This is a genomic window from Bacillus mycoides, from assembly GCF_001757995.1.
Lineage (GTDB): Bacteria > Bacillota > Bacilli > Bacillales > Bacillaceae_G > Bacillus_A > Bacillus_A mycoides_B.
In genome coordinates, this window is record NZ_LXLV01000066.1 from 21,085 (window position 1) to 37,817 (window position 16,733).

Annotated in this window: 13 protein-coding genes, 1 pseudogene and 3 other annotated features (1 of these 17 running past the window's edge); of the genes and pseudogenes, 3 read left to right on the plus strand and 11 right to left on the minus strand. The window is 38.1% G+C overall.

The features are described 5' to 3' along the window. Positions 1–376: 376 nt before the first annotated feature. The 6 genes from brnQ6 to zapA form a co-directional block, all read right to left on the minus strand. The gene (brnQ6, locus tag BWGOE10_RS22690; protein ID WP_070145054.1) at positions 377–1,702 is read right to left on the minus strand and encodes a branched-chain amino acid transport system II carrier protein BrnQ6; all 1,326 of its coding nucleotides are present in this window, start codon (positions 1,700–1,702) and stop codon (positions 377–379) included. A gap of 114 nt (positions 1,703–1,816) precedes the next feature. Further along, positions 1,817–2,068 (minus strand) — a binding site (T-box leader). Positions 2,069–2,176: 108 nt separating this feature from the next. Then, a complete protein-coding gene (locus BWGOE10_RS22695) occupies positions 2,177–2,866 on the minus strand; it encodes a 23S rRNA pseudouridine(2604) synthase RluF (RefSeq protein WP_070145055.1) in 690 nt (229 codons plus the stop codon). Positions 2,867–3,061: 195 nt separating this feature from the next. Continuing rightward, positions 3,062–5,422 (minus strand): endonuclease MutS2, encoded by a 2,361-nt coding sequence (locus BWGOE10_RS22700; RefSeq protein WP_070145056.1) that lies wholly within the window; start codon positions 5,420–5,422, stop codon positions 3,062–3,064. A gap of 19 nt (positions 5,423–5,441) precedes the next feature. Then, positions 5,442–7,160 carry a DNA polymerase/3'-5' exonuclease PolX gene (gene polX / locus BWGOE10_RS22705; RefSeq protein ID WP_002112162.1) on the minus strand — a complete coding sequence of 573 codons (1,719 nt, stop codon included), beginning with the start codon at positions 7,158–7,160 and terminating at the stop codon, positions 5,442–5,444. A gap of 55 nt (positions 7,161–7,215) precedes the next feature. Further along, positions 7,216–7,755 carry a CvpA family protein gene (locus BWGOE10_RS22710; RefSeq protein WP_002015450.1) on the minus strand — a complete coding sequence of 180 codons (540 nt, stop codon included), beginning with the start codon at positions 7,753–7,755 and terminating at the stop codon, positions 7,216–7,218. 1 nt (position 7,756) lies between these two features. Then, the gene (gene zapA / locus BWGOE10_RS22715; protein WP_002112165.1) at positions 7,757–8,026 is read right to left on the minus strand and encodes a cell division protein ZapA; all 270 of its coding nucleotides are present in this window, start codon (positions 8,024–8,026) and stop codon (positions 7,757–7,759) included. Positions 8,027–8,150: 124 nt separating this feature from the next. Here zapA and rnhC point away from each other — a divergent pair, with 124 nt between their 5' ends. The 3 genes and pseudogenes from rnhC to BWGOE10_RS22730 all read left to right on the plus strand — a co-directional run bounded on the left by rnhC (position 8,151) and on the right by BWGOE10_RS22730 (position 9,750). Then, entirely contained in the window at positions 8,151–9,086 is a 936-nt protein-coding gene (gene rnhC, locus BWGOE10_RS22720) for a ribonuclease HIII (RefSeq protein WP_070145057.1), read from the plus strand. A gap of 127 nt (positions 9,087–9,213) precedes the next feature. Beyond that, positions 9,214–9,485, plus strand: a pseudogene (locus BWGOE10_RS22725) (hypothetical protein). Positions 9,486–9,498: 13 nt separating this feature from the next. Beyond that, positions 9,499–9,750, plus strand: coding sequence for a hypothetical protein (locus tag BWGOE10_RS22730; RefSeq protein ID WP_070145058.1), 252 nt, complete (start codon positions 9,499–9,501; stop codon positions 9,748–9,750). Positions 9,751–9,793: 43 nt separating this feature from the next. Here BWGOE10_RS22730 and BWGOE10_RS31960 read toward each other — a convergent pair whose 3' ends face one another. The 5 genes from BWGOE10_RS31960 to pheS all read right to left on the minus strand — a co-directional run bounded on the left by BWGOE10_RS31960 (position 9,794) and on the right by pheS (position 16,489). After that, positions 9,794–9,928, minus strand: a complete 135-nt coding sequence (locus BWGOE10_RS31960; RefSeq protein ID WP_098786374.1) for a YuzL family protein — start codon at positions 9,926–9,928, stop codon at positions 9,794–9,796. An 82-nt stretch (positions 9,929–10,010) separates the two neighbouring features. Continuing rightward, positions 10,011–10,913 (minus strand): SDR family oxidoreductase, encoded by a 903-nt coding sequence (locus tag BWGOE10_RS22735; protein ID WP_070145059.1) that lies wholly within the window; start codon positions 10,911–10,913, stop codon positions 10,011–10,013. A 129-nt stretch (positions 10,914–11,042) separates the two neighbouring features. Beyond that, positions 11,043–12,434 carry an asparagine--tRNA ligase gene (gene asnS, locus BWGOE10_RS22740; RefSeq protein WP_002015453.1) on the minus strand — a complete coding sequence of 464 codons (1,392 nt, stop codon included), beginning with the start codon at positions 12,432–12,434 and terminating at the stop codon, positions 11,043–11,045. 52 nt (positions 12,435–12,486) lie between these two features. Next, positions 12,487–12,738, minus strand: a binding site (T-box leader). A 277-nt stretch (positions 12,739–13,015) separates the two neighbouring features. Further along, positions 13,016–15,436, minus strand: coding sequence for a phenylalanine--tRNA ligase subunit beta (gene pheT, locus BWGOE10_RS22745; RefSeq protein ID WP_070145060.1), 2,421 nt, complete (start codon positions 15,434–15,436; stop codon positions 13,016–13,018). Between the two features lie 18 nt (positions 15,437–15,454). Then, positions 15,455–16,489: a phenylalanine--tRNA ligase subunit alpha gene (pheS, locus tag BWGOE10_RS22750; protein ID WP_000388220.1), complete on the minus strand. Its 1,035-nt coding sequence runs from the start codon at positions 16,487–16,489 to the stop codon at positions 15,455–15,457. Between the two features lie 43 nt (positions 16,490–16,532). Then, positions 16,533–16,733 (minus strand) — a binding site (T-box leader); it runs 28 nt beyond the window's last position.

The following is a 16,733-nucleotide window of genomic DNA, read 5'->3' on the forward strand; positions in this document are numbered from 1 at the left end:
TTTATGTAATATAAGCATCTTTGATTATCATTCTCACTAGAGGTCAAAAAAATAATATCCCTCCATTTTCCCTATAATACGCACTATAAAATACTTCAATCGATTTATTGATTATCATTCTCAATGCAATTCAAAAAAATAAACTACCTATTCTATTGTTCTATCACCTCTTCTTCAAAAAATGATATAGTCATAGAAAACCTCTTCCCTTACTCCCCTCACTTCCCTTCCAATATTTCCACAACTAAGTCAATCTTAGCCTAATGCTAATTTTTTTGTCAACTATATTACGTATAAATTTTTTAATATCTAAATTTTTCTATATGCGGCTTTTTCTACAAAAAAGAGACTTCCTTTCATAGAAAGCCTCTTTTCTCTATTTTTCTACAGCAATTTCCTGCTTTTGAAACTTAGAAACTATATATCCAATCACTATGCCAATCATACCTGGAACTAACCAGCCAATCCCTACACTGTATAATGGAATTTTATCTAAAATAGGTGCTAATGCTGCAATTTGCAGATTCGCATTGTGCAATCCATCAAAGAAGCTAATTGCGAACGCTCCTATAATACCGCCTACATACATCGCTAATGGAAGACGAACGTAATTTTCAACGAGTGATAATACGATCAGCACGATACCAATTGGATAAATTGCAATTAAAATTGGTAATGCTAATGCATTTAATTGCGTTAACCCAAGATTCGCTACCATAAATGCTAATACACAGAAAATGAAAATGACTTTTTGATAAGAAAGCTTTGGTAATAACGAAGAGAAATATTCTCCACAAGCGGCAACAATACCTACAGAAGTTGTTAAACACGCTGCTGTAATTGCGATACCTAGTAATAATGTTCCGTAGCTACCAAATAAATGATTCACAACGTTTGTTAAAATAATTCCTCCGTTTGCTCCCATTCCAAGTGAAACACTAGAAGCTCCAAGGTAAGCAAGTGCTAAGTAAACTAATAGTAAACCAAGTGCTGCAATAAACCCTGCAAAGATTGTTACTTTTGCAATGCTATTTTTATTTGTAATACCTTTTGCTTTTAAAGCATTAATTACAACATTTCCGAAAACCAGTGCTGCAAGTCCATCTAAAGTTAAATATCCATCAATAAAACCTTTAAAGAGCGGGGCACTATAAGCTTCTGTCGGTGCACCAAACTCTCCAATTGGTGTCATAATTGCTTTCGCTACAATAATTGCAATGACCGCTAATAAAATTGGTGTTAACACTTTACCGATGCGTCCCACTAATTTCGACGGGTTTAAAGATAAATAGAAAGTTACCGCAAAGAAAATAAATGTAAAAATAACAAGTGGATATGATTGGCCAGCTACCTCACTTGGTAAAAATGGTGCAATACTCATTTCATAAGCAACTGTTCCTGTACGTGGTACACTTACAAATACACCTAAACATAAATAAATTACTGTGATAAAAACTAGTGCGAATAAAGGATGTACACGGCCTGCTAGTTCATTAATATCTCCTTTTAGAGCTATAACAATTACCCCTAATAAAGGCAGCCCTACCCCTGTTACGATAAAGCCAAATAACGCGATCCATACATCTGTTCCAGCACCTTGTCCTAACGCTGGTGGAAAAATCATATTACCGGCACCGAAAAACAGTGCAAATAACATTAAACTTATTGCGAACATCTCAGAAAACTTTAAAGATGATTTCATTTCTACTAACCTCCTAATTATTTTATTGACAAAATATTCTGAATCAAAATCCGTCACATATCCTCTTTCAAGCATACTTCCCCGTAAAAGAACGCAAAAAACACCCGTCCCTAACAAAGGGACGAGTGCTGAAATCGTGGTTCCACCCTTATTCTAATAAAATGAATTTATACCGAAATAAGCTCATTTTATAGCTCGTGTAAATTGATAACGGTTTTATCCGCCAAGAATTACAATGCATCATGCAGTTCACTCTTGAAGTTTAGAGGTGGTAAGTTTGTCTTTCCGTATTAGGAAGCTCACAGCCTAAGGCTTCCCTCTCTGAGAATCGTCAAAAACAACTCATGTCCTCATCATTACTTTTATAAAATATCTTGTCGAAACTTGTTGTTTTTTATTATATGGGCTATTTTTTAAAAAATCAATAGTTTTATTTTTTCTGACAACAAAAATATAGGGAGAAAACTTTTCTCCCTATAACTGCCCTATTAATATTTCTAATTCCTCAGCTGTAATATCTCGCCATTTTCCTACTTCAAGTTCATTTAACTCTATATTCATAATGCGCTCTCGCTTTAGCTTTGTTACAGTAAACCCGAAAGCACGGCTCATTCTACGAATTTGCCTGTTCATCCCTTGCGTTAAAACAATGCGGAATGTTGATGGATCGACTCTCGTTACTTTACATGGCTTCGTCATTCCATCTTTAATTTTCACTCCACCAGACATCTCATCAATAAACCAATCTGTAAACGGCTTATCAACAGTGACAACATATTCTTTCTCATGCTCATGATCACCGTGCAAAATCTGGTTAGCAATAGAGCCATCATTCGTTAATAAAATAAGTCCTTCCGATGCTTTATCTAATCGCCCAACAGGAAAGATTCGCTCTGGATAATTGATATAATCAATAATATTATCTTCAATATGATCGGCTGCTGTACAAGTAATTCCGACTGGTTTATGGAAGGCAATATACACCTTTTCTTTCTTTTCCTTTGCAATAACCTGTCCATCAATCGTTACAACATCACCATCGCTCACGATTGTACCGTGTGTACATATTTCACCGTTAATTGCGATACGTCCTGCTTTAATGAGGCGATCTGTTTCGCGTCTTGAGCAGGACTTTGCTTCGCTTATGTATTGGTTGATTTTCATAGCTTTTTCCTTTTCATATATATTAAAAGCGTCAATCTATGGCGATGTCATTATGCCACGATTGACGCTCCTTTACTTCGCAAAAACAACTAAATAAATAACCCCAATCACCAAAAATATTCCACAACAAGCTAACAATACTTTTGCAAGTTTGTCCATAAACATATAATGGTTTCCCCTTTGTTTCGTTGTTTGCTATTTTAATTCGACAACTGTTACGCCTAGGCCTCCCTCGCCCATGTCACCGTAGCGGTAGTTTTTCACGCCGCGATGTTTTTTCAAGTAATCTTGTACACCTTGGCGAAGCGCTCCTGTTCCTTTACCGTGAATAATTGATACACGAGGATAGCTTGCAAGCTGTGCATCGTCTAAATATTTTTCAACGCGCATCATTGCATCTTCATAACGTTCACCGCGAAGGTCTAGCTCTAACGACACGTGATAATCTCTACCCTTCACACTTGCGACTGCTTTTTTCTCAGTTTGCTTCGGTGTATTAATGTATTCCATATTGGATTCTTTCACTTTCATCTTCAGAATACCAATTTGTACGCTCCACTCTGTATCACTTACTTTTTCAAGCAATTGACCTTTTTGACCGAACGTTAATACTTTTACTTCATCACCTGCACGTAATTGTTGTTTTGGCGCTGTGTTTTTCACGTTCACTTTTTGTTTCTTCACAAGCTCTGGCGCTGCGCCTTCTAGACGGCTCTTCGCTTCAATAAGCTCGTGATCTTTCACGTTTACAAGCTGCGCTTTACGCAATTGACGAAGTTCGTGAATAATGCCTTCTGCTTCTTTCTTCGCAGCTTCGACTTTTTCTTCCCCTTCTTTTTGCGCTTTTAATAATTTTTCATCACGCTCTTCGTTAAATTCAATAATTTGACGCTGTAATTCGCGATGAAGTTTTTCAGATTGCTTACGAAGCGCTTCTGCTTCGTTCCAGTCACGCTCTGCGTTCTTTTGACTTTCTTCTAACTTCGCAATCATATTTTCAATTTTATTTGTATCTGTACTAATATGGTTACGTGCTTGATCAATAACTCGATCAGATAATCCAAGACGCTTCGAAATTTCAAAGGCGTTACTACGTCCTGGTACACCGATTAATAATTTGTACGTTGGGCTTAATGTATTCACATCGAACTCAACGCTCGCATTAATAACTTGCTCACGATTGTATCCATATGCTTTTAATTCTGGGTAATGCGTCGTTGCAACAACGCGTGCACCACGGTTACATACTTCATCTAAAATTGAAATTGCTAATGCAGCCCCTTCTTGCGGGTCTGTTCCAGCACCTAATTCATCAAATAAAACTAAGCTTTCAAAATCAGCTTTTTCTAAAATATCTACAATGTTCACCATATGGGAGGAGAACGTACTTAAACTTTGTTCAATCGATTGCTCATCACCGATATCAGCAAAGATATTTTTAAATATACAAATCTCTGATTCGTCCATTACTGGAATGTGAAGACCAGATTGTGCCATTAGTACACAAATACCAACTGTTTTCAACGTAACTGTTTTACCACCTGTATTCGGTCCTGTAATAACAATTGTTGTAAAGTCTTTACCAAGCATAATGTTATTTGGCACGATAATTTCCGGATCGATAAGCGGATGGCGTGCTTGTTTTAAATCCATGTAGCGTTCATTATTTACGATTGGCTTCGTCGCTTTAATTCGCTTCGCATAAAGAGCTTTTGCAAAAATAAAATCAAGATTTGCAACTACTTCTACGTTTGATAGAACGATATCAGCTTCCACTGCTACTTCTTCCGTTAACATCATTAAAATGCGTTCTACTTCTTGTTTTTCTTTCACACGTGCTTCTTGAAGCGCATTATTTAATTCTACGATTACTTGCGGTTCTATAAATAACGTTTGTCCAGAAGCAGATTGATCGTGAACAATACCACCATATACGCCGCGGTATTCTTGTTTTACCGGGATTACGTAGCGTTCGTTACGAATCGTTACAATTGCGTCTGATAACATTTTTTGCGCGTTTGAAGAACGCGTCATGTTTTCTAATTTCTCACGAATACGGCTTTCCGCAGTACGAATTTGGTTACGAATACCACGCAATTTGTCACTTGCGCTATCGACTACTTCACCACCGTCACCGATACAGTTTGTAATTTTCTTTTCTAAATCATATAAAGATACAATTTGCGCGACATGTGTTCCTAAAATTGGAAGTTCAACACCATTATCAATCATATCGTCAATGAAGCGTTTCATTTGGCGACTACCATACATCGTACTTGCGATTTCAATTAATTCATGAGGACTTAACATACTTCCAATTTTCGCACGCTTAATATTTGAACGAATATCAGAAATCCCTCCAAGTGGTACATGTCCTTTTAAACGGATAACTTTCGCTGCCTCATCCGTTGTTTCTTGCAGTTCCACAATTTCTTCAAAATCTGTGCTTGGCACTAAATTCTTCACTTTATCACGACCAAGTGAAGATGCTGTATGTTCAAGTAATTGTTCTTTTACTTTATTGTACTCTAATACACGCAACGTTCTTTCTAACATGTTGCTGGTCCCCCTTGTGTTACTTATTACGTTTAATATAGTCTAATAAACGTTCAATATCCCATGTGTTAATCACGTTATCTTTTTGAATCCAACCTTTACGTGCTGCCGCTACACCTGTTTCCATATCTTCTAACATTTCAAGTGTATGAGCATCCGTATTAATCGCTACTTTTACACCAGCATCTTGTGCTTGTTTTAATAATTTCGCGCTTAAATCTAAACGGTTTGGATTTGCATTTAATTCTAAGACTGTATTTGTTTCTTTTGCGAGCTGGATTAATAAATCTGTATCTACATCGTAACCCTCGCGGCGCCCAAGAAGACGTCCTGTCGGATGAGCAATCATCGTGACATGCTTATTCTCAAGTGCAGTGCGAAGACGTTTCATAATCGTTTCACGGTCTTGTGAGAAGCTAGAATGAATCGCTCCAATAACATAATCTAGTTCTGCTAATACTTCATCGTCAAAATCAAGTGTCGCATCTGGTAAAATGTCCATTTCGATTCCGCGCAAAATTGTAATGTCTGGATACTTTTCATTCATACGTTCAATTTCTTTCGCTTGTTCACGAAGACGCTCTTTCGTTAAACCGTTCGCTACTTTCAAGTATTGCGAGTGATCAGTAATTGCCATAAATTTATATCCACGAGCACGACATGCTTGTACCATTTCCTCAATTGAAAAAGCACCGTCACTCCACGTTGTATGCATATGTAAATCACCTTGTATATGAGAGAACTGAATTAAGTTCGGATACTCTTTAATTAATTCAATTTCTTTTCCATCTTCACGCACTTCTGGTGGGATGAATGGAAGACCGAAATGAGCGAAGAACTCCTCTTCCGTTTCAAATGTTTTCACTTCACCTGTTTCTAAGTTTTCTACACCGTATTCACTAATTTTCTCGCCTCTATCTTTCGCGATTTGGCGCATTTTTACGTTATGGTCTTTTGATCCTGTGAAATGGTGAAGAGTTGTAATAAATTCTTCTGGTTTTACTAAGCGGAAGTCAATTGAAATATCATATTCATATTGAAGACGAACAGATACTTTTGTATCTCCACTTGCAATCACTTCAATCATATTATCAAATTGTAGTAAATGTTCACGTACTACTGCTGGCTCTGTCGTTGCAATGATGAAATCTAAGTCTTTCACTGTCTCACGAACACGGCGTAAACTACCAGCGCGTGAGAAACGAATTATTTCAGCAACATTCGACAATTTCTCCTCTATTTCCCCGGCAATAGGCAATACCATCGCAATTGGTAACCTCTCTGGACGAGAGCCTACTTGATCAATTGCTTCTAATATTTTCTCTTCTGTTTTCTTACCGAATCCCGCTAAAGCTTGTACTTTATTTTCTTCACAAACAGCTTTTAACGTTTCCATATCAACAACACCAAGTTCTTTGTATAACTTGGCCACCTTCTTACCACCAAGGCCTGGTAGTTTTAATAGTGGTAATAAACTGCTTGGTACTTCTTTTTCAAGTTCTTGTAGTACTTCAGATGTTCCCGATTCTATATATTCTTGAATAACTGCTGCCGTTCCTTTTCCGATACCTGGAATCTTTGTGAAATCTTCAATTTCAGAAAGACTACGGTCATCACTTTCTAGTGCTGCCGCCGCTTTACGGAATGCAGATATTTTAAATGGATTCGCGCCCTTCAGTTCCATAAACAGGCCGATTGTCTCTAGTAATTTGATAACTTGTTTTTTATTCACTTTCATCATTGCCCCGCCTTTCTTTCATAGAAAAAAACTTCTCTTTCCGAAAAAAGAGAAGTTACACTCTGCTACCTGTCTGCCATAGTTCCTTCACCTTTTCAGAAAGAATCGGTGTATCGTCTACAATTATTTTGCTAATTGATGATTTTTGTAATGGTGTTTGTATTTGTTCAATTGGAAGAATTGATCCAACAATAATTAAGACAAACAGAATGATATACACTTCTAAAAAGCCAAGAAGTGCCCCAGCAACCGCATTGACTTGCTTTAAAACTGGGATTTCTGCAAACATATTCAGTAAATTACCAAGTAGTGAAAGTGCGATTTTTGTAATAATAAATAATACAATAAACGCAATTGCTTGATAGAAGACACCCTCAATATTATTCGCATCTATCCATTCGGGAACAGAAACATTCTTATCAAATGGATACGGAATAATTTTCGCAAGTGCTGGCGCTAAATCTTTACAGTACCAGTATGCAACGAGGTATGCGATAATAAAGCTTGTTAACTTTACAAGTTGCAAAATAAATCCTCTGCGTAAACCGAGGAAGAATCCCATAACAAGCAGTAAAATGATAATAATATCAATCATGCTATTCAATTCCTTTTTGTGTCATACTTTCTTTCAATTTCTCATGTTCTTCTTTTAATTTTATGTAATCGTGTATGACGTTTACCGCCGTCAATACCGCTAGTCTACTCGTATCAAGCGAAGGATTCTTGGCATTGAGTTCGCGCATTTTATCATCCACAATCGCTGCTACCATGCGGATATGACTTGTACTTTCATCGCCAACAACTGAATATTGTTGACCATATATTTCTACATTAATTCGACTTTTATTTCCCTTTTGTTGTGACAACTCACCGGCCTCCAATCACGTACAGAATCCTAAAGTTTATCATACCATGAACCATCATAATATGGAAACAGAAAGAACAATCCGATATGATAAAAATAACAATATTAAAAAAGGAGCGACCATTTTGTCAAATTCTATCGTAATACAAACAAGTTCTAGTGCAATTGAAGACATGAAACAACAGTATAAACAAGCTCTTAGCCCGAAAATTCCGCAAGGCGGTGTCTTCATGGCAAAGGTGCCATCTTGCACGATTACAGCGTATAAATCTGGAAAAGTAATGTTCCAAGGAGGACGTGCTGAAGCTGAAGCTGCTCGTTGGCAAACTGTCTCTCAAACACCGAAATCAGCTGTGAAAAAATCGGTTGATTCACATCGTTATGCGCCGCCCGCTTCCATCGGTACAATGTCTATTCTAGGATCAGACGAAGTAGGTACTGGTGATTACTTCGGACCAATGACAGTAGTTGCTGTATATGTGGATGCGAAGCAAATTCCACTTTTAAAAGAACTTGGTGTAAAAGACTCCAAAAACTTAAACGATGCTCAAATTGCTGAGATTGCAAAACAACTCCTTCACGTTGTTCCTTACAGCTCCCTCGTTCTTCACAATGAAAAATATAATGAGCTATTTGACAAAGGAAACAACCAAGGTAAACTGAAAGCTTTACTGCATAATAAAGCAATTACAAACTTATTGGCAAAAATTGCACCTACAAAACCAGAAGGCATCTTAATCGACCAATTTACACAGCCTGATACATACTATAAATATTTAGCGAAACAAAAACAGGTACAGCGTGAAAATGTGTATTTCGCTACGAAAGGCGAAAGCGTCCATTTAGCAGTAGCCGCCGCTTCCATTTTGGCTCGTTACTCATTCGTAAAACAATTTGACGAACTAAGCAAAAAAGCTGGTATGCCACTTCCAAAAGGTGCAGGTAAACAAGTTGATATCGCCGCTGCTAAATTAATTCAGAAAGTCGGAAAAGAAAGATTACCTGAGTTTGTGAAACTGCATTTTGCTAATACAGAAAAGGCATTTCGCTTACTAAAATAGTATCGACAAAAACAGGAGCCTACAAACTCCTGTTTTTTTGTTTTACTTTAGTCCAATCTACTATCTTCTGCATATTTTTGTTATATTTTAAATATACAGTTTTTTCTAACTACAAGGAGGTGTCCCATTGCTACTTCTACAAATGATTCTAAATATTTTACTAGGCGATCCACACGAAAGACAGTTCAAAATTAGAGAAAACATTCAGTTACTAAGTGAACAACGAGAATTCAACGATTTAATAGAACGCTACGGTCGATCTTTCTTATTAAACTTTCGGATTCGAAAGTTTATCGGGAAACACACGATGCCCACTTGTTAATACATAATCCAGTCAAGCTACAACACTTCTGTGAGGAACTTGAATTTATGATTAGAAAAAGAGGATTGTTTACATAAGGAGGGACTTCATATGAACTCTGTAAAAGTTAAAAAATTATTATATGTTTTAGTACACCTCGTAGGTCCGCTTTCTTACCTCACTATTTCTACCATTTGGGGTGCTTTTTTCACTTCCAAATCTACATTTGAAAACATATCTGATAATCTTTGTGTGATGGCTATCTATTACGTATTCATGAGCTTACTATGGTTTTTCTATTTAGATCGATTAGACAAAGATGTGGATAAAATTACAAAAGAGATTAATGACAACAAGATGTAATACATATAAAAAGGGGAGAGTCACTACGACTCTCCCCTTTTTATTAGCTTTGTTTCTGCTTCTTATTTGATGAAGGTACTTTATGAGAACCCGTTTCATGCGTAGTTGTTCCTTGTCCTTCCACCTCTGAAGAACCTAGGCTTGATCTAGAATGATCTGTTTTCACTTTTTTACTCATTGCACTCACCCCCAAGATTACTTTTTGCTTAAGGGTAAAAAACTATTCAACATAATAATCTGAACATATACTCGCTACTCTTTTACTCTCGTGTCTGGTTTTCACTAATGTCCCATAGACGCTTTGCTGCATCCTTATCCAAAGCAGCTTCAGACATTTTCCCTACTTGTTTATCGGCATAGTAATAACCACTCTGATCAGTAAATCCAGTTGATTCTGCTAGCCATACTAAAGTTTCAGCACCTTTCTCGGGTGTACGAGAGAAAGGTTTCATTGCTGCCATAGTTAAGCGAGCAACCAGACCATTGTCCTGGTTAAAATTCGTATTCACTAGCCCCGGGTCAAAGCTATAAGCACTAACACCCGTTCCCTCCAACCGCTGTGCCAATTCAGAGGTGAATAAAATGTTAGCCAGTTTTGTTTGCGCATAACGCATTGTAGGACCACCCATGAACTTCTTAACACCGCGATACAGTTGTTCTGCATCTAGATCACCGAAATCAATTCCCTTTTTAGCCATTTTGTGACCGTGAGATGCGGTGGTAATGACACGAGCAGGAGCACTTTCTTTTAAACGCTCCAACAACAAATTAGTGAGTAAGAATGGACCTAAATGGTTTACCGCCCAGGTCATCTCCAAACCGTCCTCCGTAAGCTTCCTTGTTTGAAATAAAGCACCCGCATTATTCACTAATATATCTATTCTCGGACACCTTTCTAAAATATCAGTAGCTACCCGGCGTATAGATTGTTGGGAAGCCATATCAGCCAGAAATAAATCTACCACCACATTCCCATTCGTTACATCCTTAATTTGAGTCATAGCATCATTCGCTTTTGCCTCGTTGCGTGCAATAATTCCTAGCTTGGCACCACGCTCCGCAAATGCCTTAGCTGCCGCTAATCCAATACCACTTGTTGCACCAGTGATTACTATATACTTGTCACGTAATGTCCACTTTGTATGACTTGGAATTTCCCCCATTGTACAAAAACCCCTTCCCTTGCCCATAAATATTTCATTCGTTTTACTATATGTGAGATATGAACGAACCTATGAACAACATTTTTCCAAACAAAAAAAGCGAGAGCAGTTGCTCTCGCTTTTTTTATCTTAAAACTCCGAAGAACCTGGAGTTCTTGGGAATGGAATTACGTCACGGATGTTAGCCATACCAGTGATGTACATTAGGAAGCGCTCAAAACCTAGACCGAATCCAGCGTGTTTTGTACCGCCGTATTTTCTAAGTTCTAAGTACCACCAGTAGTCCTCTTCGTTCATACCTAATTCTTTAATTCTGTCTACTAAAACGTCCATTCTTTCTTCACGTTGGCTACCGCCGATTAATTCGCCGATGCCAGGGACTAGAAGGTCAGTAGCTGCTACTGTTTTACCATCTTCGTTCATACGCATGTAGAATGCTTTAATGTCTTTCGGATAGTCAGTTACGAATACAGGGCGTTTGAAGATTTCTTCTGATAAGTATCTTTCGTGCTCTGTTTGTAAGTCAATACCCCATTCTACTGGGTATTTGAATTCAGCACCTGATTCTTGAAGTACTTTAATTGCTTCTGTATAAGTGATGCGACCGAAGTCAGAGTTAATTACGTTGTTCATGCGCTCTAGAACTGTTTTATCAACAAAGCTGTTGAAGAAGTCCATTTCTTCTGGTGCATGTTCTAATACATATTTCATTGCATATTTCAGCATATCTTCTGTAAGATCCATTACATCGCCTAATTCAGCGAATGCAATCTCAGGCTCAACCATCCAGAACTCCGCTGCGTGACGAGTTGTGTTTGAGTTTTCTGCACGGAATGTAGGTCCGAATGTGTACACATCACGGAACGCTAATGCATAAGCTTCAGCATTCAGCTGTCCACTTACTGTTAAGTTTGTTTCTTTGCCGAAGAAGTCTTTTGATTCGTCAACTTGTCCGTCTTCACCTTTAGGTACGTTGTTTAAATCTTGCGTTGTTACGCGGAACATTTCGCCAGCACCTTCTGTATCACTACCAGTGATGATTGGTGTGTGAACATGTACGAATCCACGCTCTTGGAAGAACTGGTGAATCGCAAATGCTGCGATAGAACGTACACGGAACGTTGCAGAGAATGCATTTGTTCTTGGACGTAAGTGAGCGATTGTACGTAAGTATTCAAACGTATGACGCTTCTTTTGAAGTGGGTAATCAGAGTCTGATAAGCCCTCGATATCAATTTTTTCTGCTTTAATTTCAAATGGTTGCTTCGCTCCAGGCGTTGCAATTACTTTACCTTCTACTTTAACTGAAGAGCTAAGTGGAAGTTTTGCAATTTCTTTGAAGTTCTCTAATTCTGTATCGAAAACGATTTGAACGCCCTTGAAGAAGCTACCGTCGTTTAATTCGATGAAACCAAATGCTTTTGAATCACGTAAGTTACGAATCCACCCTGATACTTGTACTGTTTGATCTGCATACTTTTCTGTATCTCTATACAGACTTTTTACTAATGTGTTTTCCATAGTGAAATTCTCCTTTGCTGATATATTTAAATACAAAAAAACCTTTCATCCATAAAGGGACGAAAGGTTAAACTTCGCGGTACCACCCAATTTGTCATAAAGACCAACTTTAACTCGTATGTAATACATACTTCCCGGTTTGTAACAGGCCGGATTCCCGTCTAAGTCTACTCTTGAATACAAGATCCAATTTCGGTTAGCAACTCCAAGGTGTTCTTCATATATACCGCCTCATCAGGCTCTCACCGTCCCTGACTCGCTATGGATTATAGTATATACTACTTTTCCTTATCATCGTCTTTCATTTTGTTAAACTAAAATTAATGTACTACATTCGAGAGAAAGATGCAAGATGCCAGAAAATATATCAGCGATTTTTGCAATATATCGACCGCAACTTCAAATATATCGGCGATTTTTATAATATATCGACCGTAACTTCAAATATATCAGCGATTTTTATAATATATCGACCGTAACTTCAAATATATCAGCGATTTTTATAATATATCGACTTACCGACAACTTTCGAAAATCGCATCATAAAAAAAAATTGCCGGAATTAATCCGGCAATCTTTTATTACTTACGTAACTCCGCACCAAATTTCTCTTCTACCGCTGTTAAGACACGGTTATGTGCTTCGGTTACTTCTTCATCTGTTAACGTACGTTCTGCATCGAAGTAGGTCATAGAGAATGCAAGTGATTTCTTGCCTTCTTCCATTTTTTCACCTTCGTATAAATCAAATAATGTTACGTCTTTCAGAAGTTCTCCACCAGCTTCAGCAATGACTTGCTTCATTTCACCAGCTTTTGTTTCTGTTGTTACTACAACAGCCATATCACGTGTCATAGATGGGAAACGTGGGATTGCTGAGTAGTAAGTTTCTTCCACGTCTGCACCGAATACTTTTGCAAGAGATAGTTCGAATACGAATGTATCTTTCACATCTAATTGTTTTTGCGATTCTGGGTGCAATTGACCGATGAATCCAATTACTTCGCCATCTAATACGATGTCAGCTGTACGGCCTGGGTGCATACCTTCACGTTTTGCTGGTGCATATGCGATTTGGTTTGCAACGCCAAGTACGTCGAATAATCCTTCTAGCACACCTTTCATAACGAAGAAGTCTACTACTTTCTTCTCACCTTGCCATGCATGGTGAAGAGCAAGACCTGTCATAACACCTGCAAGATGTTGTTCTTCTTTCGGAAGTTCTCCTGCTTCTGTCGGTAAGAAGATAGAACCTACTTCGTATAAAGCAGCACTATCGTTTTTACGAGCATTATTGTATGAAACTGCTTCTAACAATTGTGGTACTAAGCTTAAACGAAGTTGACTACGCTCTTCACTCATTGGAAGCGCAAGATTTACAGGAGCTTTTTCGTTCGGCTCTACCATATATTGTTTTGCTTTGTCAGCGCTTGTTAATGAATATGTGATTGCTTCATATAAACCAGCACCTTCTAAGAAGCGACGTACTTTACGACGTTTCGTTTGTGCTGCTGTTAATTTACCACGTGTCATCGTTCCAGAAGGTAATGTAACTGGAATGTGATCATACCCATACAGACGACCCACTTCTTCTACTAAGTCTTCTGAAATTGTAATATCAGGACGACGTGCTGGTACATTTACATGGAATGTCCCTTCTACTTCTGTGAATGGGAATTTCAAGTTTGTGAACATTGTACCCATTTCACTCGCAGAAATATCTGTACCTAATACACGGTTTACTTTTTCAGCAGTAACAGATACTGTACGTTCTTGTACTTGTAAGTTATCAGCTTCTACTACACCTTCAAGTGCTTCACCACCAGCATATTTCGCCATTAAAGCAGCCGCATGTTGAATTGCTTCAAATGTACGTGTTGGATCAATTCCTTTTTCGAAACGTGCACTTGATTCACTACGAAGACCTAAGTCTTTTGATGTACGGCGTACTGTTTGACCTGCAAAGTATGCAGACTCGATTAAAACGTTTACCGTCTCATTTGTAACTTCAGAATCAGCTCCGCCCATTACACCAGCAACAGCTAAAGCTTTTGTACCGTTTGTAATTACAAGATGATGCTCTTGTAACGTACGTTCTTGATCATCTAATGTTTCAATTTTTTCGCCTTCTTTTGCAAGACGAACAACGATTTCTTTTGAACCTAATTTATCGTAATCGAATGCATGTAACGGTTGACCGTATTCCATTAAAATGTAGTTTGTAATATCAACTACATTGCTAATTGGACGAATACCAGCTGCCATAAGGCGAGTTTGCATCCACATTGGTGATGGACCAATCTTTACATTCTTAACCATTTTCGCAATGTATAACGGATTTTCTTCTTTCGCTTCTACACTTATAGAAATGTAATCAGAAGTTTTTTCTGCTGTTTCTTGTAAGTTGATAGCTGGAAGTTTTACTTCACGGCCGTAAATAGCAGCTACTTCATATGCAACACCTAACATGTTTAAGCAATCTGCACGGTTTGGTGTTAAACCAAGCTCAAGTACTTCATCATGTAAGTTTAAAATTTCAAGTGCATCTGCACCAACTTCAGCGTCACTTGGGAAGATGAAGATTCCATCTGCGTAATCTTTCGCAACTAGTTTCCCATTAATGCCAAGCTCTTGAAGGGCACAAACCATACCATGAGAAGCTTCACCGCGTAGTTTTGCTTTTTTAATTTTGAAGTTACCAGGAAGTACAGCGCCAACTTTTGCAACTGGTACTTTTAAACCTTTTGCAATATTAGCAGCACCACAAATAATTTGAACTGGCTCTTCTTCACCAATATCGATTAAGCATTTGCTTAATTTATCAGCTTCTGGGTGTTTTTCACATTCTAATACGTGACCAACTACAACACCTTTTACACCTTTATTTAATACTTCAACACCTTCTACTTCAATACCACTTTTCGTGATTTTGTCTGCTAGTTCTTGTGCTGTTACATCTTTAATATCTACATACTCTTGTAACCAACGATATGATACGAACATATTTATCCTCTCCTTCCCTTACGCTCGTTTGAATTGTTGTAAGAAACGTACATCATTTGTATAGAAATGACGAATGTCATCAACGCCGTATTTCAACATTGCGATACGCTCTGCGCCCATACCGAATGCGAAACCTTGATATTCTTTTGAATCATAACCAGCCATTTCAAGCACGTTCGGATGAACCATTCCTGCGCCTAAAATTTCAATCCAGCCAGTTCCTTTACAAGTGCCACAACCTTTACCGTGACACATCATACAAGAAATATCCATCTCTACAGATGGCTCTGTGAATGGGAAGAAACTTGGACGAAGACGGATTTCACGATCTTCACCGAACATCTTTTTCACGAATACTTGCAGTGTACCTTTTAAGTCACTCATACGGATGTTTTTATCAATTACAAGACCTTCAATTTGCATGAATTGGTGTGAATGCGTCGCATCATCGTCATCGCGGCGATACACTTTACCAGGACAAATAATTTTAATCGGTCCTTTTTCTTTGTTATTTTCCATCGTGCGTGCTTGCACAGAAGATGTATGCGTACGTAGTAACGTTTCTTCTGTAATGTAGAATGTATCTTGCATATCACGCGCTGGGTGATCTTTCGGTAAGTTTAATGCTTCGAAGTTGTAGTAGTCTTTTTCTACTTCTGTTCCTTCAGCTACTTCATAACCCATACCGATGAATACATCTTCAATTTGTTCAACAACTGCTGTTAACGGATGGTGGCAACCTGTTTCAACAGGACGACCTGGTAATGTTACATCAATTGTTTCAGTAGCTAATTTCGCTTCAATTACTGCTTTTTCTAAGTTGCCAATTTTGTCTTCTAGACGCGTTTGAATCGCTTCACGTACTTCATTTACTAATGCTCCCATACGTGGACGCTCTTCTGCTGATAATTTTCCCATGCCGCGTAATACTTCTGTAATTGGGCCTTTTTTTCCTAAATACGCTACGCGTACGTCGTTTAAGCCCTTTAGCTCTTTCGCTTCTTCAATAAGCTCTAACGCTTTTTGCTTTAGCTCTTTTAAACGTGCTTCCATTTGGAACCCTCCTAATTTTAAAAATAAAAAAACCTCGCTCCCAAAAAGGGACGAGGTAAATTCGCGGTACCACCCTAAATTGACAGAACAAGTCTGCCCACTCATTAGTTATAACGATCAATTCTGACCGGAACGCCTTTACATATAAATGGTCCTGGCGCCAACTCCAGAGGTGAATTCACTTCCATCTACCATAAGAATGCTTTCAGTCTACGGCACTCTCTCCCTATATGGCGATTTTGTA

Bases quoted from the DNA above. Each gene is read 5' to 3' on its own strand.
- brnQ6 (WP_070145054.1), bottom strand. From the start codon at position 1,702: ATGAAATCATCTTTAAAGTTTTCTGAGATGTTCGCAATAAGTTTAATG.
- BWGOE10_RS22695 (WP_070145055.1), bottom strand. From the start codon at position 2,866: ATGAAAATCAACCAATACATAAGCGAAGCAAAGTCCTGCTCAAGACGC.
- BWGOE10_RS22700 (WP_070145056.1), bottom strand. From the start codon at position 5,422: ATGTTAGAAAGAACGTTGCGTGTATTAGAGTACAATAAAGTAAAAGAA.
- polX (WP_002112162.1), bottom strand. From the start codon at position 7,160: ATGAAAGTGAATAAAAAACAAGTTATCAAATTACTAGAGACAATCGGC.
- BWGOE10_RS22710 (WP_002015450.1), bottom strand. From the start codon at position 7,755: ATGATTGATATTATTATCATTTTACTGCTTGTTATGGGATTCTTCCTC.
- BWGOE10_RS22730 (WP_070145058.1), top strand. From the start codon at position 9,499: ATGAACTCTGTAAAAGTTAAAAAATTATTATATGTTTTAGTACACCTC.
- BWGOE10_RS31960 (WP_098786374.1), bottom strand. From the start codon at position 9,928: ATGAGTAAAAAAGTGAAAACAGATCATTCTAGATCAAGCCTAGGTTCT.
- BWGOE10_RS22735 (WP_070145059.1), bottom strand. From the start codon at position 10,913: ATGGGGGAAATTCCAAGTCATACAAAGTGGACATTACGTGACAAGTAT.
- asnS (WP_002015453.1), bottom strand. From the start codon at position 12,434: ATGGAAAACACATTAGTAAAAAGTCTGTATAGAGATACAGAAAAGTAT.
- pheT (WP_070145060.1), bottom strand. From the start codon at position 15,436: ATGTTCGTATCATATCGTTGGTTACAAGAGTATGTAGATATTAAAGAT.
- pheS (WP_000388220.1), bottom strand. From the start codon at position 16,489: ATGGAAGCACGTTTAAAAGAGCTAAAGCAAAAAGCGTTAGAGCTTATT.